Raw genomic sequence first — 23,457 nt, forward strand, 5'->3', positions numbered from 1 at the left:
GTCTTTAGATCAAACAGTCTCCAGAGAAACGGGTTGTCCAGTGTCCTGTCCTAAAAAAGGTCGCCCTGTGGCGACCTTTTTTTGTTAACAGCCTTCAAGACAAGAGCGCAGTCAGATCCAAAAAGGCAGCCGCTTCAACTGGCGATGCGCCGGGAAGATAAGGCACAGTGCCAAGGCAGGGAGAACTCATCAACTCTTTCAGGGTGTCGAGATTATCCTCGAAGTGCGCCATATTGGGGTCAACTCTGTTGGCAATCCAACCCGCCAGACGCAAACCATCGGCCAGAATCGCTTCCTGGGTCAGCAAAGCATGGTTCAGACAACCAAGCTTCATTCCCACTACCAAAATAACCGGCAAATCCAACGCCTTGACCAGCTCGGGCATAAAGCGCCCCTCACCCAGTGGCAAACGCCAGCCACCCGCGCCTTCAATCAGGCAAAAATTGCTGCGGGCAATGCTGGTCCAGTCGAGCTTGGCCATAATAGCCTCGGGACTGATATCGACACCCGCTTCACGGGCGGCAATATGGGGCGCTATGGCCGGTTCAAAGGCGATGGGATTGATTCTGTTATAGTCGAGCTCACGGCTGGCGTGGGCCATCAAGGTTTCAGCATCGGCATTTCTGAGCCCTTCTTCGGTGCGTCGGCAGCCCGATGCGACAGGCTTCACTCCAAGGGTTGAATGGCAACCCGGCAATTTCAGCGCCGCCACCAGCATAGCCGCAGACACCAGTGTCTTGCCGCAATCTGTATCTGTGCCGGTCACAAAGTGGATCATAATGTCTCCTGTTGCCGTTGGGCCAACACATAAAGCACTTGATAACTAAGGGGTAATCCTGCTTCGGTGCGCAGCGTTTCTGCCGCAGCAAGCCGCGCCAGCCAGTCTTGCCTTCCCCGAAGCTTAGCGGCCTGTCCGGCATCCTGCCGCGCATTGGCGCCCACACCTTTGATGGAGTAGATCAGCGAGCGTAAATCGGAAAAATGCACAGTCTCTGTCACCAGTTCGCTGCGCCGCATTTGCCAGGTTCCCGCCTCAAATGCCGACAGTGCTGAGCTGGCGTCAATAAAGTGATTCACCGAGAAACCGAGCTGCTCAAGCTCAGGCAATGAGCCGTCACACACCACAGCAATCGCAGCATTTCCGCCCGTTCTCAGAACCCTCGCCGCTTCATCAATAGCTTGGGTAAAGGGCTGACACCACTGCAGCGCGAGATTGGAGTAGAGGCTATCAAAACTGGCGGTTTGAAACGGCAGCTGTCTGGCATCGCCGCATACAGCATCCTGCTGCGCAAAGCGGCTTTTAAGGCGTTCGCACATGCCAAAAGCCAAATCGACACCAATCACCCGCTCTATGGCCTGCCCGTCAAAGCGAGTACCGGGCCCGGCTCCCAAATCCAATAATCGACCGGTTAAGCTTGCATAAGACTTAAGCCTCGCCGCCGTTAGCCGCTGCAGCACATCATGGTTGCTATAATCGGCCGCACGGGAAAAATGGCCTGCCACATCGGAAGCATTGTCACAAACAGAGATCATGACACGTCTACCCCATGTGCTGCGCTATTAACTGCCAGCCACTTAACCAATGCGCCAATCTGGTCCTCAGTGTGGCTCGCACTCAACGTTATCCTGAGTCTTGGCCCCGGCACTGTTGGCGGCCGAATAGCGCCCACCAAAAATCCAGCCTCCCGCAACCTTTGCCCAAGTTCGAGACACAAAGCATTGGAGCCGACCGGCAACAATTGAATTGGGCTTGATGATGGCAAAAGCGCGAGGCCCGCATCATCACTGAGCCGCTTAAACAGGTCGATGTTGGAGTGCAGTTTGGTGTGCATATTACCGCTCGCGATAATGGCAATCGCCTCGGTCGCGACATGGGCCAGCGCCGGTGACAGCGCAGTGGAATAAATATAATGCCGGGCCCGGGCCACCAGAGTCTCAATCAATTCGCGGCTGCCCAGTATCGCAGCGCCCTGGCACCCCATGGCTTTACCAAAGGTAATAATTTGCAGCGCAGGCCGAACGCCGGACAAGCGGCTGGCGCCCATGGCAGCTTCGCCTATCACCCCAAAACCGTGGGCATCATCCACTATCAACAGACTTTGACGCGCTTCACACAGAGCTGACAACTCAGTCAAAGGTGCAAGATCCCCATCCATGCTGAAAATGCTTTCGGTAAGCAGCGCAGTACCAGGGTATTGCGCAAGCAATTTTTCGGCGGCACTGACATCACAGTGAGGATAACGGCGAAGTCTGGCGCCGGAACCCAGCACACCATCAATCATGGAGGCATGAATAAGCTTGTCAGCTATCAGGGTGTCTTCAGGGGTAAATAGTGCATGGCACAACGCGAGATTGGCAGCAAAACCTGAGCAAAACAGTAAAGCAGCCTCGTGGCCTGAGGCATGGCACAGCGTCTGCTCCAGCTGTTGATGAGCCTGATGATAGCCGCTTACAAGCGGAGATGCGCCGCTGCCAACGCCATAGCGGCGCGCACCATCATTGAGGGCGGCGGCAAGACGTAGATCCCGCGCCAGCCCCAAATAGTCGTTGGAGGCAAAGTCGCAAAGCCCTTTATCCAGAACCCGCCTTTCCCGCCACAGACCTTCCATTTTGGCCTTGTCGCGGGAAACCTGCAGACGGGACAGCAACTGATTCATGGCTTGACTCAATTGGCAGCGTCGTAGAAAAGCGGCGTGTTGGCAGTACTGTCTTTAGCCGCACCTTGACCGGCTTTGGCTACCATGGCGGCATCTTCTTCGAGGGTGGCGGCCTTGCCCTGTTCTGGTCTCAAACCCAGACGGCGGAACAGACTCATATCATCATTTTCTTCCGGGTTGGCGGTAGTCAATAGCTTACAGCCATAGAAAATCGAGTTGGCACCGGCGAAGAAGCACATGGCTTGCAGCTCGTCGGTCATCTTTTCACGGCCGGCAGACAAACGCACACGGGAAAGTGGCATCAGAATGCGTGCCACGGCGATGGTGCGCACAAACTCCAGCGGATCCAGGTCGTCCAGATTATCCAGCGGCGTACCCGCTACCTTAACCAGCATATTGATAGGCACTGAGTCAGGATGCTGCTCAAGGTTGGCCAGCTGCTGCAGCAAACCGGCGCGGTCAGTGGCCTGCTCGCCCATGCCCACAATACCACCGGAGCACACCTTCATGCCTGCAGCCCGCACGTTGGAGAGCGTATCGATTCTGTCCTGATAAGTACGGGTGGTGATGATATCGCCGTAGTATTCCGGTGATGTGTCCAGATTGTGATTGTAATAATCAAGCCCTGCGTCCGCCAGCTGGCTTGCCTGGTGAGCCGAGAGCATGCCCAGAGTCATACAGGTTTCCAGCCCCAGAGACTTCACTTCCTTGACCATTTCAGTGAGGTACGGCATGTCACGCTCATGGGGATTACGCCAGGCAGCGCCCATACAAAAACGCGTGGCTCCGGCATCTTTGGCCGCGCGGGCCTCAGTCAGCACCTTCTCCATTTCCAGCAGACGCTCTTTCTCAAGGCCGGTATCGTAGCGGGCGCTTTGCGGGCAATACTTGCAATCTTCCGGACAGGCGCCTGTTTTAATAGACAATAACCGACTGACCTGCACTTCGTTGGGATCAAACACTTCCCGGTGTATGCTGTGGGCACGAAACAGCAAGTCATTCATCGGCAGAGCAAACAAGGCCTCGACTTCCTGACGGCTCCAGTCGTGGCGAACGGTAAAAGACGGCATGGCATTACCCTATAAAATGTTTTCTGTTGGCTAGGATAGCGTTGGACCTTACACTGTCAACGCCAACCAGTTGGCAAGGTTTACTGATGGTTACTTTTTGAGCGCGCAAAATGAGCATAGATTTTGAGTTTGACCGCCACCACCTTTGGCATCCTTATACCTCAATGGCTAGTCCCCTGCCGGTGCTTGGCGTGAAAAGCGCCAGCGGCTGCCGCCTGACGCTGGAAGATGGTCATGAGCTGGTAGACGGCACCTCGTCCTGGTGGTCGGCTATCCACGGTTATGGGCATCCGGCGTTGGTAAGCGCGGTACAGGATCAGGCAGCCAAACTCAGCCATGTCATGTTCGGCGGCCTCACCCATGAGCCAGCCACCGAGCTTGGTAAAGCGCTGCTTAGCCTCGTTCATCCCAAGCTGACCAAGGTATTTTATGCTGATTCAGGCTCAGTGGCGGTGGAAGTGGCGCTCAAAATGGCCATCCAATATTGGCAGGGAAGAAACGAGCCACAAAAACACAAGCTGCTGACCGTGCTGGGTGGTTATCATGGCGATACCTTTGCGGCCATGAGCGTCTGCGATCCCAACTCGGGCATGCACGGTATGTTCGGCCATCTGGTACCCAGGCAGATTTTCGCCAAGGCCCCACCGGCAGGTTTTGACAGGCCGTTTGTTGATGCCGACATCACTGAGCTGCGCACGTTACTGCAAGCCCATCACCATAAAATCGCCGCACTCGTTATTGAGCCCATTATGCAGGGCGCCGGGGGACTGAGATTCCACAGCCCGGAATATTTACAAGCGATACGTGCCCTTTGTGACGAGTATCAGGTGCTGTTGATCCTCGATGAAATCGCCACTGGCTTTGGCCGCACCGGCAAGGCATTTGCCTATGAACATGCGGGCATAGCACCGGATCTGTTATGCCTTGGCAAGGCGCTCACCGGCGGCATGCTGAGCCTGGCTGCCACCTTGTGCACTGATGAAGTGGCTGCGGGCATTTCAGATTCTCCCGCCGGGGTCTTCATGCATGGCCCCACCTTTATGGCTAACCCCCTTGCCTGCGCGGCAGCTATCGCCAGCCTTAGGCTTTTTGCCCAAAACCACTGGCGAACCCAGGTAGCCAATATCCAAACCAAACTGACCCAATCCCTTGAGGCAGCCAGGACCTTGCCCAAAGTAGCCGATGTAAGGGTGCTTGGTGCTGTGGGGGTAATCGAAATGACGCAAACCGTCGATACTGCCTTTGCAGTCAGGGCATTTGCCGCGCGCGGTGTCTGGGTACGCCCCTTTGGAAAGCTGATTTACGTGATGCCGCCATACTGCATCAGCAATACAGAGCTTGCGATGCTCACCGATGCCATGGTCGAGGTTGCGGCTCTGGAAGGCATTTGCAAGACAGCCCACAATCCGGCCCACGGTTAAGGGCAAAAGCCCACAGATATCAAGCAAACAAAAAGGTCGCCGATGGGCGGCCTTTTTTCTGCCTTTAAAAACGCGTCGGACCCAGCTACAGCTTAGCGGGCGCGAAAGCGCGTCGGAACCCAGCTACAGCTTAGCGGGCGCGAAAGCGCGTCGGCGTGGTGCCTGTATGCTTCTTAAAGGTCAGGGTGAAGGAGCGCTCCGAGCCATACCCCACCCGCTCGGCAATCTCATCGATAGTGAGCAGGGATTCTGTCAGCAGTTCCTGCGCCTTTTGCATCCGCAGCTGGGTGAGATAGTCAAACATGGGGCGCCCCACCATGGCGCTGAAGCGGCTGGCAAAGGCGGCGCGCGACATGCCGATGTCATTGGCAAGCGACTGCAAGGTCCAGTTGAGTTCGGGCCGATCGTGCAGCAGTTGCAGCGCACGGGCAATGCGTTTGTCGTTCAGGGCATCCAGAAACGGGCTGCGCTCAGTGCGGCCAAAATTAATCCGGATAAGCTCCACCAGAATTATCTCAGTGAGCTTATTCACGATAAGCTCCGAGCCCGGCCCCTGGGCCATATACTCGGCGCTTAACTGGCCAAAGGTGCTGCGAAGCCAGGGATAATTGGCCAAGTCCCGGTCGCGCACTATGGTCAATCGCGGCAATATATCCAGCAACGGCGTGGTGGCGCTGCGACTGAAACTAAACGAGCCACACAGCAGTAAGGTTGGTTCACTGATGTCAGCATGTTCAGCATCGGGTGCCTGGCTGCTGAGCACATGATCCTGCCCCGGCCCAAGAAAGATAAGGTCGCCCTCCTCCAGCCGCTCAACGGCATCGTCCACCTTTGCCCAGCAGGCGCCGCGGCGGATCATATGAAAGCTGGCGTGCTCAAGTGCTGAGAAGGTTTTGGTCCAGGGCGCCTCCACCTGACTGCAAAAATACACACTGCCCACCACGCGGATAGCCCGCAGTATATCGCTCATCACTTCCATGCCGTTCTCCGGATCGCAACACCAATCACCACAATTAGACTTTCAATGTATCAAATCAAGATTATCATGCATAGATAGTACATTCGCTAATAGTTACATTAGTCCCACACAGCAACCACACCGGAGTATCCACATGGGACAGATTGAGATTTACACCAAAAGCTATTGCCCACACTGCAAAGCTGCCAAACAGACCCTGGCCGCGAAGGGCCTTGGGTTTCGCGAATTTGATGTCACCGATGACCAGGCGCTGTTCAACGAAATGCTTAAGCGCAGCCAACGCAGGACGGTGCCACAAATCTTCATAGGAAATGTGCACATCGGCGGCAATCAGGATCTGATGGTGTCCATCAAAGCGGGCGAATTCGACAAGGTGCTGAAGGCACAGGGTATATCCCCAAAAACCAATTTCCGTTGAGCCAGCACTCCCACAAGGCCGCATTAACCAGAAATCAGATACAAAGTTCAATTGTAAGGAATAACACCATGACTGAATTGACCCAAAACCACAGCGCCCTCGCCCACACAATCAACAAGGTTGCCGATCAGGCCCTTAAGTATTCCATCGTGATAGTACTGGGCTGGATTGGCGCCATGAAGTTTACTGGCTACGAAGCCGGTGCCATCGAAGGCCTGGTTGCCTCCAGTCCACTGACAAGCTGGCTCTACAGCGTGTTCAGCCTGCAGGCGGCCTCAAATTTAATTGGCACTGTGGAAGTCGCCACCGCGCTGGCATTGCTGCTTGCCCCCCTGCATCGCGCCATTGCCGTGGCAGGCGCAGCAAGTGCCGTGTTGACCTTCGCCGTCACCAGCAGCTTTTTGTTAAGCGCGCCCATCACCGAGCCAAGCCTGGGCGGCTTCCCCGCCATCTCGGTGGTGCCTGGACAGTTTTTGCTCAAAGATCTGGTATTACTTGCCGCTGCTGTCAGTTTGCTTGGCAAAGCGCTAACCAAGGAAGAGTGATGTAAAAAAGCCCGGCGGCTCGATTAAGAGCGCCGGGCTTTTATCTAACCAAGATAAAGTCATCGCCTTTATCGCGTATTTCGCCATTATCGGCAAGAAAGTCAAATACACTTGCTCGCCAACTTAACCGGTTGGCACAGTAAGCGAACAAGTTCAGGGTTCGAAGGCTCTTGCCATTCGTCTGATGGCTGCAAGCGGCACGCCGTGGCTGTTACGTTCGGCACAAAGGGTCTGATGGCGCCTGTCGGCCGGATTGCCAATCAGTACCTTCTCCACCTCATACCCCAGCGCCGTCGCCGCCGTTTCGTAGGCCAAAAACTCCCAGTGGGCGAGATTGGTGTTATCACAAATCACCAGCGGCTCACCACGTCCAAGGGCGGCAATAAACCCCGCCAGATTGCGCTGATGATATTCAGACAACTTGGCCACATCAAAATGATACTCGCCGTCACGCATAAAAAAGCTATCGGTGGAAAACAGCCCATGGGCACGAACCTGCCCGGCCATTTCAGGGGGCAACGCTGACAAAAACTCATTCACCCAAAATGACTTACCGCTGCCCGGCAGACCGCGCAGAATAATGGCTCTTTTCATTGTTGCCGCTGATGTTTCCATATGTGTTCAGGCGCTTTCGGTCAGCACATCGGCCAGGCTGCAAAGGCTCTTGCCCGCTAACAGGGCCTCAGTCAGCCGCGGTATGATATGACCTGCGCTGCCGGTAAGATGCCATTGAAACTGGCTGTGGCGGTCAGCAGGCATCAGGTTTACCTCAACGGTTTGCGCGCCGTGGTGATTGGCGGTATCGACAAAACCGGCGGCCGGATACACGGTTCCTGAGGTACCTATGGCAATGAACAAGTCGCAACGCTCCAACGCATCGTGGATCCGATCCATGCCATAAGGCATCTCACCAAACCAAACGATATGGGGTCTAAGACGTTGAGCCGGAATACAACAGGTGCACACATTATCCGGGCCGAAGGGTTCACGCAGCAGAAAGGTTTGCCGTGAACGCGGACAGCGGCCCTTTACCAGCTCACCATGCATATGGATAAGCTTGCGACTACCGCCTCGCTCATGCAGATCATCCACATTCTGGGTGATCAGCAAAAACTCGCCACCAAATTCGGCTTCAAGCTTCGCCAGCGCCTCGTGGGCGGCATTGGGGGCCACCTCAGCGGATTTCAGCTGCGTCCAGCGCTGATTGTAGAAACGCTCAACCAGCTGCGGATCACGCTCATAGCCCTCAGGCGTGGCCACATCTTCAATATGATGCTCTTCCCACAGACCATGTTGATCCCTGAAAGTTCGGATCCCGGACTCGGCGGAAATCCCGGCGCCGGTGAGTACAACTATGTGGCGGTACATGCTGATGTCTTCCTTATTATTTTGCTTTCAGCCTGCCATGTCCCTCAGGCTACTGACAATTAGGCCTTGGTATAACCATACTTAAATCAGGGCTTCAAGGCCAATACACAATGAATTTGTCTGATATGGCACCAAATCTTGGTGTCGGACAACAATTCCCCGTTACCAAAGGTTTAAGTTTTGAATTTAGACACATATAATGACTTTCATTGTCCACAAAAGAGCCCAAAGGTTCTGCAATCAAGAGATTAGCCATGACAGATGGAAATCAGGCGCTGAAGAAAGCGGGATTGAAAGTTACCCTGCCACGAGTAAAAATCCTGGAGCTGATGCAAGAACCGGAAAACCAGCACATCAGTGCAGAAGACCTTTACAAGAAACTGCTCGACATTGGCGAAGAGATTGGCTTGGCCACTGTGTACCGTGTACTGAACCAATTTGATGATGCAGGTATCGTTTCTCGTCACCATTTTGAAAGCGGCAAAGCAGTTTTTGAGATGTCAACACAACATCATCATGACCATCTGGTATGCCTTACCTGCGGTAAAGTCATTGAGTTTTCTGATGATGTCATTGAACGCCGTCAGAATGAAATTGCCATGCGCCACAACATTAAGCTCACCAACCACAGTCTGTATCTGTATGGTGTGTGTACCAACGACAAGTGCGATCACGGCGACGAATAAGCCGGGAATAAACCCGATTTGCTCCATAAAAAAGCCCTGCAACGCAGGGCTTTTTTATTCTCTATATTTATCACAGCCACTTATGGAACACTGTAACATCATGCTCCATAAACTTATCGCGTCTGAGCGGCTCCATACCAATCTGGCGCGCGACGCCCATTGAGCCCAGGTTGCCGTCAAGAATAAGCGCAATAGCTTCATCGATGCCAAGCCTTGGTTTGAACTCGGCAATGGCGGCGCGGGCTGCTTCACTACCAATCCCCTGCCCCCAATATTGCGGCAAGTATCGATAACCCAGCTCTACCTTATCGTACTCGGGAAGAAACTTGGGGCCACAAAAACCTATCACCTTGCCACTGGCCTTATGTTCCACCGCCCAGCGGCCAAAACCGCGGCTTTGGTAATCGGCGAAAATCACTTCATGCAGCACTTTTTCGGCCTGTGTCAGATCCGTCAGTGGCTTCTGAGGGATATAGGTCAGCACTTCGGGGATGCTGTTCATCAAAAAGATGGCTTCGATATCCCCTTCGTTGAAGTGCCGTAAAATCAATCTGTCTGTTGTTGTAATTATCATAAAATGCGCTCCTGCAATGCCCTTCTCAGAGCTACCCGAAAAGAGTCCTCAACCCAGAAAGAGTCTTCAGCCAAAGACAAAGAAAAGTCTTCACCCCAAAAAAGAGGCCTCACGTTAACACAGTTAACCAGAAGATCACAGAAAGGATACATAACATAGAAGACAGTACTACGGCGCCAGCAATGATGTCGCTGTCGCGCTTAAGTTGGGCCGCAATCAGGTAGGCATTCACCCCAAGTGGCGATGCGCCAAGCAGCACTGTAACCGCAAGCTCCAGTGAGGTAAGCCCAAGCAGTTTACCCATAATCAGGATAAGCAGCGGCAGCAGCATAAGCTTTATCCCACTTAACACCGCCGTCAGGGCAAAGGCGCTGGAGAGGCGATATTGATTCAAATTGGCACCCAGCACAAAGAGCGCGCTGGCAATGGCAGGTTTGGCGAGCATCTCAAGACTGCTGTTAATGGCTGTGAGCAGGCTCAGCCCTGCAACGTTACCGATAAGTCCAAGGCCGATACTCGCCACCACGGGGTTAAACAGCAGCCCTTTGAAAAGCTGCAAAGCCCTGCTGCCACCCTCGGCAGCCGTATTATCAGCCAGAGCAAAAGTGAGCCCGAACAGCACCGCACTGTGAAAGGGGATAATTAAAAACACGCTTGCCATCTGCGCAGGGCCGAAGGCAGCCATGATCACCGGCAAGCCCACCAGCAAGGTGTTGGAATAACTGCCGCCGAGAGCCAGCACGGCGCAGTCTCGGTATGGGCGTTTAAGGGCCTGGCGCGCCAGCAGCAAAGTTAGCGCAAAAGTCATCACCACAGGCACATAAAAGGCCGCCAGTACCGGTAAGCGGATACTGTCCTTAAGTGGTACTTTCAGCATGGCGGAAAACAGCAGCGCGGGGATGCACACATAAAAGGCGAACTTGCTTATGCCGGCAATATGCTCCCGGCTAAACCAGCCACTGCGACTGGCACCATAACCCAGTGCGGCGATAAACAGCAGCGGGAAGACGATTTCGATTACGGACATGCCACGCCTATCAATGAGTCAATACACACATAAATACACATAAAAAAGGCGCCCGAAGGCGCCCTTTTTCTACCGGATGGGATTACCAACCAGTCTTTTCACGCAGCGCCTTGCCGATATCGGCCAGAGAGCGAACGGTGGTTACACCGGCAGCTTCCAGGGCAGCGAACTTGTCTTCGGCAGTACCTTTACCCCCGGCGATGATAGCACCGGCGTGGCCCATGCGCTTACCGGCAGGTGCAGTAACACCGGCGATGTAAGACACAACTGGCTTGGTCACGTTAGCCTTGATGTAAGCAGCAGCTTCTTCCTCGGCAGTACCACCGATTTCACCGATCATCACGATGGCTTCGGTCTGAGGATCGTTCTGGAACATTTCCAGTACGTCGATGAAGTTGGTACCTGGAATTGGGTCACCACCAATACCTACGCAAGTAGACTGGCCGAAACCTTCGTCAGTGGTCTGCTTAACGGCTTCGTAAGTCAGAGTGCCGCTGCGGGAAACGATACCCACTTTACCTGGCTTGTGGATGTGACCTGGCATGATACCGATCTTACATTCGCCTGGAGTGATAACGCCTGGGCAGTTAGGACCAATCATGCGAACGCCGGTTTCTTCCAGCTTCACTTTCACCTGCAGCATATCCAGCGTTGGGATACCTTCGGTGATACATACGATCAGCTGAATGCCACCGTCGATGGCTTCCAGGATGGCGTCTTTACAGAAAGGCGCAGGTACGTAGATTACAGAAGCGGTGGCGCCAGTGGCAGCAACGGCATCTTTCACAGTGTTGAACACTGGCAGACCCAAGTGAGTAGTACCGCCTTTACCAGGAGATACACCACCAACCATCTGAGTACCGTAAGCAATAGCCTGCTCAGAGTGGAAAGTGCCCTGACCACCGGTAAAACCTTGGCAGATTACCTTGGTATCTTTGTTGATCAATACAGACATTACTTGCCCTCCGCAGCTTTAACAACTTGCTGAGCAGCGTCGGTCAGGCTCTTGGCAGCAATGATGTCCAGACCAGATTCAGCCAGCACCTTGGCACCCAGTTCAGCGTTGGTACCTTCCAGACGCACAACTACAGGCACCTTCACGCCCACTTCTTTCACCGCACCGATGATACCTTCGGCGATCATGTCACAACGCACGATACCACCGAAGATGTTAACCAGAACGGCTTTCACATTGCTGTCAGACAGAATGATCTTGAACGCTTCGGAAACGCGCTCTTTGGTCGCGCCGCCACCTACGTCGAGGAAGTTGGCTGGCTTACCACCGTGCAGGTTTACGATGTCCATGGTACCCATGGCGAGACCGGCACCGTTCACCATGCAGCCTACGTTACCGTCCAGCGCTACGTAGTTCAGTTCGAACTTGGCAGCGTGGGCTTCACGGGCGTCATCCTGAGAAGGATCGTGCATGTCTTTGATTTTTGGTTGACGGAACAGAGCGTTACCATCCACACCAATCTTACCGTCCAGGCAGTGCAGGTTACCCTCGGTAGTGATTACCAGTGGGTTGATTTCCAGCAGCGCGAAGTCGTGATCCAGGAACATCTGGGCCAGGCCCATGAAGATCTTGGTGAACTGCTTCATTTGAGTTGGGTTCAGACCCAGCTTGAAGCCAAGGTCACGAGCCTGGAAAGGCTGTGGACCGGCGATAGGATCGATAATGGCTTTGTGAATGAGCTCTGGAGTCTCTTCAGCCACTTTTTCGATTTCCACACCACCTTCGGTAGAAGCCATGAACACTACGCGACGGGTAGCGCGGTCAACTACGGCACCCAGGTACAGTTCGTTGGCGATGTCGGTGCAGCTTTCAACCAGGATCTTGGCAACTGGCTGACCGTTTTCGTCAGTCTGGTAAGTCACCAGGTTCTTGCCCAGCCACTTTTCAGCGAAGGCGCGGATTTCTTCTTTGTCGCCAGTCACTTTAACGCCACCAGCCTTACCGCGGCCGCCAGCGTGTACCTGACACTTGACTACCCACATATTTCCGCCAATACGACCGGCCGCTTCTACCGCTTCTTGAGGGGTATCGCAGGCATAGCCTTCTGACACTGGTAAACCATATTCGGCAAAGAGGGCTTTTGCCTGATACTCATGCAAGTTCATGATGATCTATCCGTATACTACGTTTTAAATCCAACTGGCCCCGAGGGGCCAGTCACGAGGTTTTTTGTCTGTGCTGATTAGATGTCCAGCAGCAGACGGGTTGGGTCTTCCAGGAATTCCTTGATGGTTACCAGGAAGCCAACAGATTCACGGCCATCGATGATACGGTGGTCGTAAGAAAGAGCCAGGTACATCATGGGCAGGATTTCAACCTGACCATTGACTGCCATTGGGCGGTCCTTGATGGCGTGCATGCCGAGGATAGCGCTCTGTGGCAGGTTCAGAATTGGGGTAGACATCAGCGAGCCGAATACACCACCGTTGGTCACGGTGAAGTTACCGCCGGTCATGTCTTCTACAGTCAGCTTGCCGTCACGGCCCTTGATGGCCAGATCGCGTACTGCTTTTTCGATATCAGCCAGGCTCATGGTATCGGTGTCACGCAGAACTGGAGTAACCAGACCACGGGGAGTAGACACAGCGATGCTCACGTCGAAGTAGTTGTGGTAAACGATGTCATCGCCATCAATAGCCGCGTTCACTTCCGGGAAGCGCTTCAGGGCTTCGGTTACGGCTTTCACGTAGAAAGACATAAAGCCAAGACGGATACCGTGCTTCTTCTCGAAGATATCCTGATACTGCTTACGGATATCCATGATGGGCTTCATGTTGACCTCGTTGAAGGTGGTCAGCATGGCGGTAGAGTTCTTGGCTTCCAGCAGGCGGCTGGCAATGGTCTTGCGCAGACGGGTCATAGGCACGCGCTTGTCTGAGCGGTCGCCAGACAGAGCAACTGGTGCTGGGGCAGCGGCTTTGGCAGCAGCTGGCGCCTTGGCGGCATTCTTCACGAAGGCGTCAACGTCTTCCTTGGTGATGCGACCACCCACACCGGTGCCTTTGATTTTGCTGGCATCCAGGTTGTGTTCTGCAATCAGACGGCGCACAGATGGGCTCAGGGCGTCGTTGCTGTCGTCACTGGCAGCGGCTGGGGCGGCGGCCTCAGCTTCAGCCTTGGTCACTTCCTGACCGGCTACAGCGCCAGCCACGAACTGGGCGATGACCTGCTCAGCCAGAACGGTGTCACCTTCCTGTGCCAGGAATTCAGCGATGTGGCCATCTTCTGGCGCTACCACTTCCAATACAACTTTGTCGGTCTCGATATCAACCAGGTTCTGGTCACGAGATACAGCCTCACCAGGCTTAACATGCCAGGTGGCGATAGTGGCATCGGCCACGGATTCTGGCAGAACGGGTACCTTAATTTCGATACTCATTGAAAGCTATCCTTTTTATAAATGTCTGTTACTTCAAGTTCAAAGCGTCTACCACCAGAGATTCCTGCTGGTGAGCGTGCAATTCCGGATAACCACAGGCCGGTGCAGCAGCAGCTTCACGGCCAGCGTAGGTCAGAGTGGCACCCTTGGGAATTGCGGCCCAGAAGTGGTGCTGACTGCAGTACCAGGCGCCCTGGTTCTGCGGCTCTTCCTGACACCAAACGAAGTCGTTCACATGCTGATAGTCCGCGAGGATCGCAGCCATGTCTTCGGCTGGGAACGGATACAGCTGCTCGACACGAATGATAGCAACGTTGGTGAGATTTTCCTTGCGGCGGCGTTCCAGCAGTTCGAAGTATACCTTGCCGCTACAGAAGACCACACGATTAACACCTTTAGGATCCAGGCTATCGATTTCACCGATAACATTCTGGAAGGTGCCGTTTGCCAGTTCTTCCAAAGAAGACACGGCCAGAGGGTGACGCAGCAATGACTTGGGCGACATCACCACCAGCGGACGACGCAGAGGGCGAACCACCTGACGACGCAGCATGTGGTACACCTGCGCCGGAGTCGAAGGCACACACACTTGCATGTTGTGGTTGGCGCACAGCTGCAGGAAACGCTCCAGACGGGCTGAAGAGTGCTCTGGGCCCTGACCTTCGTAGCCATGTGGCAACAGCATGGTCAGACCGCACAGACGGCCCCACTTTTGCTCACCGGAAGACAGGAACTGGTCAATCACCACCTGAGCACAGTTGACGAAGTCACCAAACTGGGCTTCCCAAATGGTCAGGCCGCCTGGCTCAGCAGTGGCATAACCATATTCGAATGCCAGCACAGAGGCTTCTGACAGCACAGAGTCAGTAATGTCAACCGGGCCCTGCTCCTCGGCGAGGTTACGCAGCGGCATATAGGTGGTGGCATCGTTCTGGTTGTGCAGCACAGCGTGGCGGTGGAAGAAGGTACCACGGCCGGAGTCCTGACCTGTGATGCGCACGCGGTTGTTGTCTTCGAGGATAGTGGCATAGGCCAATGTCTCGGCAAAACCCCAGTCCAGCAGCTTCTCGCCTTTGGCCATGGCACCGCGGTCGGCGTAAATCTTGGCAACGCGAGACTGCAGCGGATGGGTTTCAGGCACGTAAGCCAGCTTTTCAGCCAGTTTCTGCAGACGGGCAACGGCCACTGTTGGCTCGTAGGCCGCATCCCAGTCCTGACCGATAAACGGAGACCAGTCTACGGTACGCAGTGACATGGGGCGCCATTCTTTCACTACGCAATCACCCTGATCCAGGGCGTCACGGTAGCCATTGATCATGGCAGTCACTTCGTCGGCACTGATAGCATTTTCGGCAATCAGACGGTCGGCATAAATTTTACGTGGCGTAGGGTGTTTCTTGATTTTCTGGTACATCAGCGGCTGAGTGGCACTTGGCTCGTCAGCTTCGTTGTGACCATGGCGACGGTAACACACGAGATCGATCACCACGTCGCGTTTGAAGGCGTTACGGTAATCAACGGCAACTTGAGCCACAAAGGCTACGGCTTCCGGATCGTCGGCGTTCACGTGGAAAATCGGCGCCTGCACCATCTTGGCGATGTCGGTACAGTACTCGGTAGAACGCACGTCGTGATGGTTAGAGGTAGTAAAGCCCACCTGGTTGTTCACGACGATGCGGATGGAACCGCCAACGCGGAAACCACGGGTCTGAGACATGTTGAATGTCTCCTGCACAATGCCCTGCCCTGCAATCGCCGAGTCACCGTGGATGGTGATAGGCATAACAGACAGGCCATCTTTGCAGCCACGGCGGTCTTGACGGGCACGTACAGAGCCCATGACCACGGGGTTGACGATTTCCAGGTGCGATGGGTTGAACGCCAGCGCCAGGTGCACGTTGCCACCGGGTGTTTCGAAATCAGAGGAGAAGCCCTGGTGGTACTTAACGTCGCCTGAGCCTGAGCTTTCGCCGTGCTTACCGGCGAATTCGTCAAACAGCTCGGCAGGACGCTTACCCAGCACGTTAACAAGTACGTTCAGACGGCCACGGTGGGCCATACCTACGACGATTTCCTTGGTACCGGCTTCGCCGGCGCGGTAGATGATTTCACGCATCATTGGCACCAGCGCATCACCACCTTCCAGTGAGAAGCGCTTGGCACCCGGGAACTTGGCACCCAGGTACTTTTCCATACCTTCGGCGGCGTTCAGGCCTTCGAGGATACGGCCTTTCACGCCTTTATCGAACGCGGCGCGGCCCATGGAAGGCTCGAGGCGTTGCTGGATCCAGCGTTTTTCGTCGGTGTCGGTAATGTGCATGTATTCGGCACCGATAGAACCACAGTAAGTGGCCTTCAGTGCTTTTACCAGCTCACCCAGTTTCAGGGTCTCACCGCCATAGGCGAAGGAGCCGGTGTTGAATTCACGCTGCATGTCGTCGGCGGTCAGGCCGTGGAATGCCGGGTCGAGTTCAACTACTGCGTCACGCTTCCACAGTTCCAGCGGATCCAGATTAGCGTTCTGGTGTCCACGGAAACGATAGGCGTTGATAAGCTGCAGAACCTTAACCTGTTTGGCGTCTACTTCGGGGTCGGTTACACGACCAGCGCCTTTACGATGGCCTTCCTGGGCCAGAGAGCGGAAGTAATCACGGATCTTGGAATGAGCAGCTTCAGGTACGTCAGCAGAGGCACCGTTCACGGGAGGGAGATTGTCAAATACCGCACGCCAGTCTTCAGACACTGAAGTGGGGTCTTCTTGATAGGCTTCGTACATCTCCTCCACGTAGGTCGCGTTCGATCCGTACAGGTGAGATGACTCCAGCCAGGCTTTCATGCTGCCTTGGTGCATTTCTTATCCTTTCAAACTTTATACACGTGCTTAGCCATGGTTTGGCATACAAGGTATGCCGACAGCCGCCCCGAGGGTTCCAACATTACGGCTTCAAGTAGTTCCTTTACACACAAAAGAGCCACCATCCCCCAGAAGGGACAGTGACTCTCGCTGAGCTATATCATTATTATCGTTAGCTCGTTTTGTTGCATCACACAGCCCGCTTCAGCAGCATGGACTTGATGTGTCCAATCGCCTTGGTCGGGTTCAGTCCTTTTGGACATACGTCTACGCAGTTCATGATGCCGTGGCAACGGAACACACTGTAGGCGTCGTCAAGCTCAGCCAGACGCTCTTCAGTCGCGGTATCGCGGCTGTCGATAAGGAAGCGATACGCGTGCAGCAGACCACTTGGACCCACGAACTTGTCGGGGTTCCACCAGAACGATGGACAGGCGGTCGAGCAGCAGGCACACATGATACACTCGTACAGACCATCGAGGTGCGCGCGCTCCTCAGGGCTCTGCAGGTGTTCACGGGCAGGCTTCTTCTCGTCGTTGATAAGGTATGGCTTAATCTTCTCGTACTGCTTGTAGAACTGGCTCAAATCAACCACCAGATCACGTACCACGGGCATGCCGGGCAGTGGGCGGATTTCAATCTTTTTGCCTTTGAAGGTAGAAACAGGCGTGATACAGGCCAGGCCATTCTTACCATTCATGTTCACACCGTCCGAACCACACACACCCTCACGGCATGAGCGACGGAACGACAGCGTCGGATCGATTTCTTTCAGCTTCAAAAGGGCATCCAGCACCATCATGTCTGAGCCATCAGGCACTTCGAAGCTGTAATCCTGCATACGTGGCTTGGTATCTACGTCAGGATTGTAACGATAAACTGAAAACTCCAACTTCATCTTCGCAACTCCTTAGTAGGTACGCTTCTTCGGTGGGAAGGCTTCACGGTGCTTGGGTGACATGTTCACGTCGCGCTTGGACATAGCCTCAGTCACGGGGTCGAACAGGCTGTGGCACAGCCAGTTGTCATCATCACGCTCGGTGAAGTCTTCACGGCTGTGAGCACCGCGGCTCTCAGTACGGAAGTTAGCGGCGTAAGCAGTCGCGATGGCGGTAGCCATCAGGTTATCCAGCTCCAGACACTCGATACGCTGAGTGTTGAACTCTTTGGAATTGTCAGACAGCTTGGCATTTTCCAGACGCTTGCGGATAGCCTGCAGCTGCTCCAGGCCTTCGGCCATGGCTTCACCGGTACGGAACACAGAGAAGTTAAGCTGCATACACATCTGCAGGTCTTTACGGATTTGCGCAGGGTCTTCGCCGTCTTTGTTGCTTTCCCAACGGTTCAGACGAGCCAGTGACGCGTCGATATCCGCATCGGTAGCATCTTTCGGATCGGCAGTTTCGTCCAGCGCCTTACCCAGGTGCTGACCAGCCGCACGGCCGAATACTACCAGGTCAAGCAGCGAGTTACCGCCCAGACGGTTGGCACCGTGAACAGATACACAGGCGATTTCGCCCACAGCGAACAGACCGACTACATCGGTTTCGCTGCCGTCATCGTTCTTACGGATAACCTGACCGGATACCTTGGTAGGCAGACCACCCATCATATAGTGACAGGTTGGGATCACAGGGATTGGGCCATCGGCCGGATCGATGTGAGCAAAGGTACGTGACAGTTCACACACCCCCGGCAGACGCGCTTCCAGGGTTTCTTTACCCAGGTGATCAAGCTTGAGCTTGATGTGTGGACCCATAGGACCATCACAGCCACGGCCTTCACGGATTTCGGTCATCATGGAACGGGCCACTACGTCACGGGACGCGAGGTCCTTGGCGTTTGGCGCGTAACGCTCCATAAAGCGCTCACCGTCTTTGTTGAGCAGGTATCCACCTTCACCGCGGCAACCTTCGGTTACCAGTACGCCGGCACCGGCAATACCGGTTGGGTGGAACTGCCACATTTCCATGTCCTGCAACTGCACGCCGGCACGGTAGGCCATACCCACACCGTCACCGGTGTTGATGTGTGCGTTGGTAGTAGAAGCATAGATACGGCCTGCACCGCCGGTGGCAAGTACAGTGGCTTTGGCTTTGAAGTAAACGATTTCACCGGATTCGATGTCGATGGCAGTACAGCCAACTACAGCGCCGTCTTCGTTCTTCACCAGATCCAGGGCGTACCACTCAGAGAAAACCTGAGTCTTGTTCTTCACGTTCTGCTGATACAGACAGTGCAGCAGAGCGTGACCGGTACGGTCGGCAGCCGCAGCGGTACGAGCAGCCTGCTCACCACCGAAGTTTTTGGACTGACCGCCGAATGGACGCTGGTAAATCTTGCCGTTTTCGAAACGGGAGAATGGCAGACCCATGTGCTCCAGTTCAATAATGGCTTCAGGACCGGTTTGGCACATGTATTCGATAGCGTCCTGGTCACCGATAAAGTCGGAGCCCTTAACGGTGTCGTACATGTGATATTCCCAGTTATCCTCGTGGGCATTGCCCAGCGCTACTGTGATACCGCCCTGGGCAGATACAGTGTGCGAACGGGTTGGGAATACTTTTGACAGGAGCGCACAGCTCTTGCCTTCTTTGGAAATCTGCAGCGCAGCGCGCATACCGGCACCGCCGGCACCAATCACGACTGCATCAAATTCGCGAACTGGAATACTCACTTAAACCCCCCACACAATCACAATGCCGGCAGCCAGATAAGCAAAGGCAGTCACGACAAAAGTAAACTGTAATACGCCACGCAGTGCTGTGTGCTTGACATAGTCAGTCAGCACTTGCCAGATACCAATCCAGGCATGGATCAGCAGGGCAATCAGCGCCAGCAACGTGAAGACTTTCATCGGCAGGGTTGCAAACAGCCCATGCCAGATTTCATAAGTCAGAGGAGCACTCAGTGCAATAAAGCTCACCAAGAAGATGGTGTAGCACGCCAGAATGACGGCACTGGCACGAAGAAGGATAAAGTCATGGACACCACTGCGCCCGAAACTTGCTGCATTAGTTACCATACCCAGATCCCCGCAATGATTGAAAGGGCAACTGCCAGCACAAGCACAGCTTTGGCTGACGCATTACCTGAGCCCAACTCTTCCCAACGGCCGGTATCCATTACCAGGTGACGAATACCGCCCAGCAAGTGATAACCCAGTGCAGTCAGAATGCCCCAGATAACGAACTTCACCAGGAAGTTGTCAAACAGAGCTTGAACGCCTTGGAAACTCTCGGCAGAGGCCAGTGACGCATTGAGTAACCAAATCAGGATACCCATAGCGAACAGCATGATCACACCGGAGACGCGATGAAGAATGGACACTTTCGCTGTAGCAGGAAAGTGGATGGTTTGCAGATCTAAATGGACAGGTCTTTGCTTTTTCACGTTCTGCTCACTCAGCTCCATTGAGCATTTTATTGTTATGCGAACCGCTTCTGGTCAAACTTTGAACCATGATTTGGGTCACGGCGACAGTCGTCACAAAAGAAAAAAGTGTAGTAGACAGAGCGCTTTGTCAGCAGCCATTTTTTCATGTAGAGAAAAGGTGCCTAAAGCCTTCTGTAATCAGCCCTTTCGAGCCGGAGCAAGTATACTAGCCGCAAAAGTCAAATACAAACGTCACATTATGCAAATTTAGTTTTTTTGGCCTTTTTCTTGAGTAAGTACTAGTCTTGTCAGGGAAATTGGTCAGACCTATACCATGGTCTAAGGAATTTAAACGCTTATTTAAATTGAAATGTGATCTATATTGCCTGTAAAGTAGTGGCCGTTTGACATGCCGCACTCACCACAAGAATGAAGTAAGGAGAACGGGGTATGGCTGATTTGAAAGCCAAATTGGAATTACCAGGGAACGATTCGATTGAACTGCCTGTTAAGCAGGGAACTGAAGGCTTTGATGTTATCGACATCAGCAAACTGGGCAGTAAAGGTTATTTCACCTTTGACCCGGGGTTTCTGGCCACAGCGTCCTGTGAATCAGCAATCACCTATATTGACGGCGACAAGGGCATTTTGCTGCACCGCGGCTACCCTATCGACCAGCTGGCAGTAGAATCCAGTTATCTGGAACTGTGCTACGCCCTGTTGTACGGCGAGCTGCCAACCAAGGCGCAGTTCGAAGAATTCATGAGCACTGTGAAAGCACACACCATGGTGCATGAGCAGCTGGCATTTTTCTTCCGCGGCTTCCGCCGCGATGCACACCCTATGGCTATGCTGTGTGGTGTGACTGGCGCTTTGTCCGCGTTTTACCAGGACTCCCTGGATGTAAACGATGCGACCCACCGCGAAATAGCAGCTTATCGCCTGGTGTCCAAGATGCCGACGCTGGCGGCCATGTGCTACAAGTATTCCATCGGCCAGCCGTTCGTATACCCACGTAACGATTTGAGCTACGCCGGTAACTTCCTGTCGATGATGTTTGCCGTACCTTGCGAAGAGTACAAGGTAAACCCCATCATCGAGCGCGCTATGGACAGGATTTTCATCCTGCACGCTGACCACGAGCAGAACGCTTCAACCTCTACCGTGCGTCTGGCCGGCTCGTCCGGAGCCAACCCATTCGCCTGTATTGCTGCCGGTATTGCGTCTTTGTGGGGTCCAGCCCACGGCGGCGCCAACGAAGCCTGTCTGCATATGTTGGAAGAAATCGGCACTGTTGATCGCATTCCTGAGTTCATCGAACGCGCCAAGGACAAGAATGATCCATTCCGTCTGATGGGCTTCGGACACCGTGTTTACAAAAACTTTGACCCACGTGCCAAGGTTATGCGTGAGACCTGCCACGAAGTACTGGGTGAGCTGAAGGTGAAAGATCCTCTGTTGGATGTTGCCATGGAGCTTGAGCGTATTGCACTGAATGATGAATACTTTATCTCCAAGAAGCTCTACCCGAACGTAGACTTCTACTCGGGTATCATCATGAAGGCAATAGGTATCCCAACCAGCATGTTCACCGTGATTTTTGCCCTGGCCCGTACTGTTGGCTGGATCTCTCACTGGAAAGAAATGCTGGATCAGCCTGGTCACAAGATCAGCCGTCCACGTCAGTTGTACACTGGTGAAAAAAGCCGCGAGTTCGTCAACATAAACAAACGTTGATACTGCACACTTCCTCAAAAGGCGCCTGATGGCGCCTTTTCTATTTCCAATCTCAACCGATTTCATTTTTTGTTGCAATTGCAGACTTGAATTGCAGTTGTTAACAAGCTTTAGTATTTCTCACCACTCGATAAACATTTTCGCCACTTTCGTATCGACGCCCATCGATTACCAACACCGCCAACTTCACGTCAAGACGCTGTTTTCAAAGTGTTTATATGAATTGGCACAAAGTGTGCTATTGACGTCTATCACAGTTAACACTACAGGTAGAACCATGGAAGCTCGTAAAACATTCAAACTCGCCCTCCCGCTACTCGTTATTGGTATGCTCACCGCATGCGGCCAGGAAGAAGTCAAAAAGGAAGAAGAAAAGTATGCAATACCTGTCGAAACCCAGTTGGTAATGCAAGGAAACGTTTCCTCATTTTACTCTACGACTGCCACCCTTGAAGCACCGGTTGAAGCCCATGTAGTCACCCGCATTGCCGGTCTGATTGAGTCCATTCATGTGGAAGAAGGCGATCGGGTTAAAAAAGGCCAGTTGCTTGCCGTAATTGATGCCAAGCGTCAGCAATACGATCTTGACCGCTCCGAAGCCGAGGTGCTCATCATCGAGCAGGAGCTGCAGCGGGTGAAAAAGATGAAGAACAAAGAGTTCGTCAGTGCCGACTCTATCGCCAAACTGGAATATAACCTGCAGGCCGCCATTGCCCGTCGCGATCTGGCCCAGTTACAGGTAAAGGAAAGCCGCATAGTGTCACCCGTGGATGGTATAGTCGCCAAGCGCAACGTCAAGGCTGGCAATATGGCCAAAGATTTTGATGAGCTGTTCTATGTCGTCAATCAGGATGAACTGCATGGCATAGTGCATCTGCCGGAGCAGCAGCTCACCAGTTTGCGTCTTGGCCAACATGCCGACGTCTACGCCAGTGGCCAAAAAAACCAGGCCATCAACGCCAAGGTACTGAGGATAAGCCCGGTAGTTGATGCCCAAAGCGGTACCTTTAAAGTCACGCTCACTGTCCCTAATCAAGAAGGCAGCCTCAAAGCGGGCATGTTTACCCGGGTGGAGCTTAAGTACGACACCCACGAAGACGTAATTGCCGTGCCTTACAACGCCATTATCAATCAGGACAATAAACAAACCCTCTATGTGATTAACGACTCCACGGCCGAGCGCCGTGAAGTACAGCTGGGCTACCGCGAAGGCAGCATGGTGGAAGTGACAGCGGGCCTTAACGCCGGCGAGCAGCTGGTTATCAGGGGTCAGCAAAACCTCAAAGACCAATCGCAGGTCGAAATTATTTCCCCGCTGGATGTGGCTTCGGCCAAGCAATAAGGAGCCCTT

General features: G+C 53.8%; 23 protein-coding genes. 6 read left to right on the plus strand and 17 right to left on the minus strand.

The genetic code is table 11. The features are described from left to right. Positions 1–94 precede the first annotated feature (94 nt). Genes bioD through bioB form a run of 4 tightly spaced genes read right to left on the minus strand, consistent with a single transcriptional unit; the run spans position 95 to position 3,727 of the window. Entirely contained in the window at positions 95–775 is a 681-nt protein-coding gene (gene bioD, locus ABYK60_RS07505) for a dethiobiotin synthase (protein WP_372871388.1), read from the minus strand. Further along, positions 775–1,533 (minus strand): methyltransferase domain-containing protein, encoded by a 759-nt coding sequence (locus tag ABYK60_RS07510; RefSeq protein ID WP_372871352.1) that lies wholly within the window; start codon positions 1,531–1,533, stop codon positions 775–777. The genes bioD and ABYK60_RS07510 overlap by 1 nt, the downstream gene beginning before the upstream one ends. After that, a complete protein-coding gene (locus tag ABYK60_RS07515; RefSeq protein ID WP_372871353.1) occupies positions 1,530–2,657 on the minus strand; it encodes an aminotransferase class I/II-fold pyridoxal phosphate-dependent enzyme in 1,128 nt (375 codons plus the stop codon). Before ABYK60_RS07515 ends, ABYK60_RS07510 begins: the two co-directional genes overlap by 4 nt. Positions 2,658–2,665: 8 nt before the next feature. Beyond that, the gene (gene bioB / locus ABYK60_RS07520) at positions 2,666–3,727 is read right to left on the minus strand and encodes a biotin synthase BioB (RefSeq protein WP_372871354.1); all 1,062 of its coding nucleotides are present in this window, start codon (positions 3,725–3,727) and stop codon (positions 2,666–2,668) included. A gap of 110 nt (positions 3,728–3,837) precedes the next feature. Here bioB and bioA point away from each other — a divergent pair, with 110 nt between their 5' ends. Next, positions 3,838–5,148 carry an adenosylmethionine--8-amino-7-oxononanoate transaminase gene (bioA, locus tag ABYK60_RS07525; RefSeq protein ID WP_372871355.1) on the plus strand — a complete coding sequence of 437 codons (1,311 nt, stop codon included), beginning with the start codon at positions 3,838–3,840 and terminating at the stop codon, positions 5,146–5,148. A 130-nt stretch (positions 5,149–5,278) separates the two neighbouring features. Here the strand turns inward: bioA and ABYK60_RS07530 are convergent, their stop codons facing one another. Further along, positions 5,279–6,127 (minus strand): cupin domain-containing protein, encoded by an 849-nt coding sequence (locus tag ABYK60_RS07530; RefSeq protein WP_372871356.1) that lies wholly within the window; start codon positions 6,125–6,127, stop codon positions 5,279–5,281. Between the two features lie 133 nt (positions 6,128–6,260). Here ABYK60_RS07530 and grxC point away from each other — a divergent pair, with 133 nt between their 5' ends. Continuing rightward, positions 6,261–6,545, plus strand: coding sequence for a glutaredoxin 3 (gene grxC / locus ABYK60_RS07535; protein WP_372871357.1), 285 nt, complete (start codon positions 6,261–6,263; stop codon positions 6,543–6,545). Positions 6,546–6,613: 68 nt separating this feature from the next. Next, on the plus strand, positions 6,614–7,090 hold the full coding sequence (locus tag ABYK60_RS07540) for a DUF417 family protein (protein WP_372871358.1): 477 nt from the start codon (positions 6,614–6,616) through the stop codon (positions 7,088–7,090). Positions 7,091–7,243: 153 nt separating this feature from the next. On the opposite strand, the gene ABYK60_RS07545 is transcribed toward ABYK60_RS07540, so the two are convergent. Together ABYK60_RS07545 and cobB are read right to left on the minus strand one after the other, a co-directional pair. Beyond that, positions 7,244–7,684 (minus strand): AAA family ATPase, encoded by a 441-nt coding sequence (locus ABYK60_RS07545; protein WP_372871359.1) that lies wholly within the window; start codon positions 7,682–7,684, stop codon positions 7,244–7,246. Positions 7,685–7,711: 27 nt separating this feature from the next. Then, on the minus strand, positions 7,712–8,458 hold the full coding sequence (gene cobB / locus ABYK60_RS07550) for a Sir2 family NAD+-dependent deacetylase (protein WP_372871360.1): 747 nt from the start codon (positions 8,456–8,458) through the stop codon (positions 7,712–7,714). Between the two features lie 254 nt (positions 8,459–8,712). Here cobB and fur point away from each other — a divergent pair, with 254 nt between their 5' ends. Then, on the plus strand, positions 8,713–9,144 hold the full coding sequence (gene fur / locus ABYK60_RS07555) for a ferric iron uptake transcriptional regulator (RefSeq protein WP_372871361.1): 432 nt from the start codon (positions 8,713–8,715) through the stop codon (positions 9,142–9,144). A gap of 70 nt (positions 9,145–9,214) precedes the next feature. Here the strand turns inward: fur and ABYK60_RS07560 are convergent, their stop codons facing one another. The 10 genes from ABYK60_RS07560 to sdhC form a co-directional block, all read right to left on the minus strand. Further along, positions 9,215–9,718: a GNAT family N-acetyltransferase gene (locus tag ABYK60_RS07560; protein WP_372871362.1), complete on the minus strand. Its 504-nt coding sequence runs from the start codon at positions 9,716–9,718 to the stop codon at positions 9,215–9,217. A 109-nt stretch (positions 9,719–9,827) separates the two neighbouring features. After that, positions 9,828–10,745: an AEC family transporter gene (locus ABYK60_RS07565; RefSeq protein ID WP_372871363.1), complete on the minus strand. Its 918-nt coding sequence runs from the start codon at positions 10,743–10,745 to the stop codon at positions 9,828–9,830. 82 nt (positions 10,746–10,827) lie between these two features. Next, on the minus strand, positions 10,828–11,700 hold the full coding sequence (gene sucD, locus ABYK60_RS07570) for a succinate--CoA ligase subunit alpha (RefSeq protein ID WP_220067423.1): 873 nt from the start codon (positions 11,698–11,700) through the stop codon (positions 10,828–10,830). Beyond that, positions 11,700–12,866, minus strand: coding sequence for an ADP-forming succinate--CoA ligase subunit beta (gene sucC, locus ABYK60_RS07575; RefSeq protein WP_011759544.1), 1,167 nt, complete (start codon positions 12,864–12,866; stop codon positions 11,700–11,702). Before sucC ends, sucD begins: the two co-directional genes overlap by 1 nt. Before the next feature lie 77 nt (positions 12,867–12,943). Continuing rightward, the gene (odhB, locus tag ABYK60_RS07580; RefSeq protein WP_372871364.1) at positions 12,944–14,140 is read right to left on the minus strand and encodes a 2-oxoglutarate dehydrogenase complex dihydrolipoyllysine-residue succinyltransferase; all 1,197 of its coding nucleotides are present in this window, start codon (positions 14,138–14,140) and stop codon (positions 12,944–12,946) included. A 28-nt stretch (positions 14,141–14,168) separates the two neighbouring features. Next, on the minus strand, positions 14,169–16,991 hold the full coding sequence (gene sucA, locus ABYK60_RS07585; RefSeq protein ID WP_372871365.1) for a 2-oxoglutarate dehydrogenase E1 component: 2,823 nt from the start codon (positions 16,989–16,991) through the stop codon (positions 14,169–14,171). A gap of 193 nt (positions 16,992–17,184) precedes the next feature. Continuing rightward, a complete protein-coding gene (locus tag ABYK60_RS07590) occupies positions 17,185–17,892 on the minus strand; it encodes a succinate dehydrogenase iron-sulfur subunit (protein ID WP_372871366.1) in 708 nt (235 codons plus the stop codon). A 12-nt stretch (positions 17,893–17,904) separates the two neighbouring features. Beyond that, complete coding sequence (gene sdhA / locus ABYK60_RS07595; RefSeq protein ID WP_372871367.1) at positions 17,905–19,671, minus strand: succinate dehydrogenase flavoprotein subunit; 1,767 nt, start codon at positions 19,669–19,671, stop codon at positions 17,905–17,907. Then, positions 19,672–20,019, minus strand: coding sequence for a succinate dehydrogenase, hydrophobic membrane anchor protein (gene sdhD / locus ABYK60_RS07600; RefSeq protein ID WP_126166579.1), 348 nt, complete (start codon positions 20,017–20,019; stop codon positions 19,672–19,674). Further along, the gene (gene sdhC / locus ABYK60_RS07605) at positions 20,013–20,408 is read right to left on the minus strand and encodes a succinate dehydrogenase, cytochrome b556 subunit (RefSeq protein ID WP_372871368.1); all 396 of its coding nucleotides are present in this window, start codon (positions 20,406–20,408) and stop codon (positions 20,013–20,015) included. The genes sdhD and sdhC overlap by 7 nt, the downstream gene beginning before the upstream one ends. A gap of 411 nt (positions 20,409–20,819) precedes the next feature. Between sdhC and ABYK60_RS07610 the strand changes: the two genes are divergently transcribed. Together ABYK60_RS07610 and ABYK60_RS07615 are read left to right on the plus strand one after the other, a co-directional pair. After that, entirely contained in the window at positions 20,820–22,106 is a 1,287-nt protein-coding gene (locus ABYK60_RS07610; protein WP_372871369.1) for a citrate synthase, read from the plus strand. 277 nt (positions 22,107–22,383) lie between these two features. Next, positions 22,384–23,448 carry an efflux RND transporter periplasmic adaptor subunit gene (locus ABYK60_RS07615; protein WP_372871370.1) on the plus strand — a complete coding sequence of 355 codons (1,065 nt, stop codon included), beginning with the start codon at positions 22,384–22,386 and terminating at the stop codon, positions 23,446–23,448. Positions 23,449–23,457: the final 9 nt, after the last annotated feature.

This window comes from Shewanella sp. (assembly GCF_041630135.1).
Lineage (GTDB): Bacteria > Pseudomonadota > Gammaproteobacteria > Enterobacterales > Shewanellaceae > Shewanella.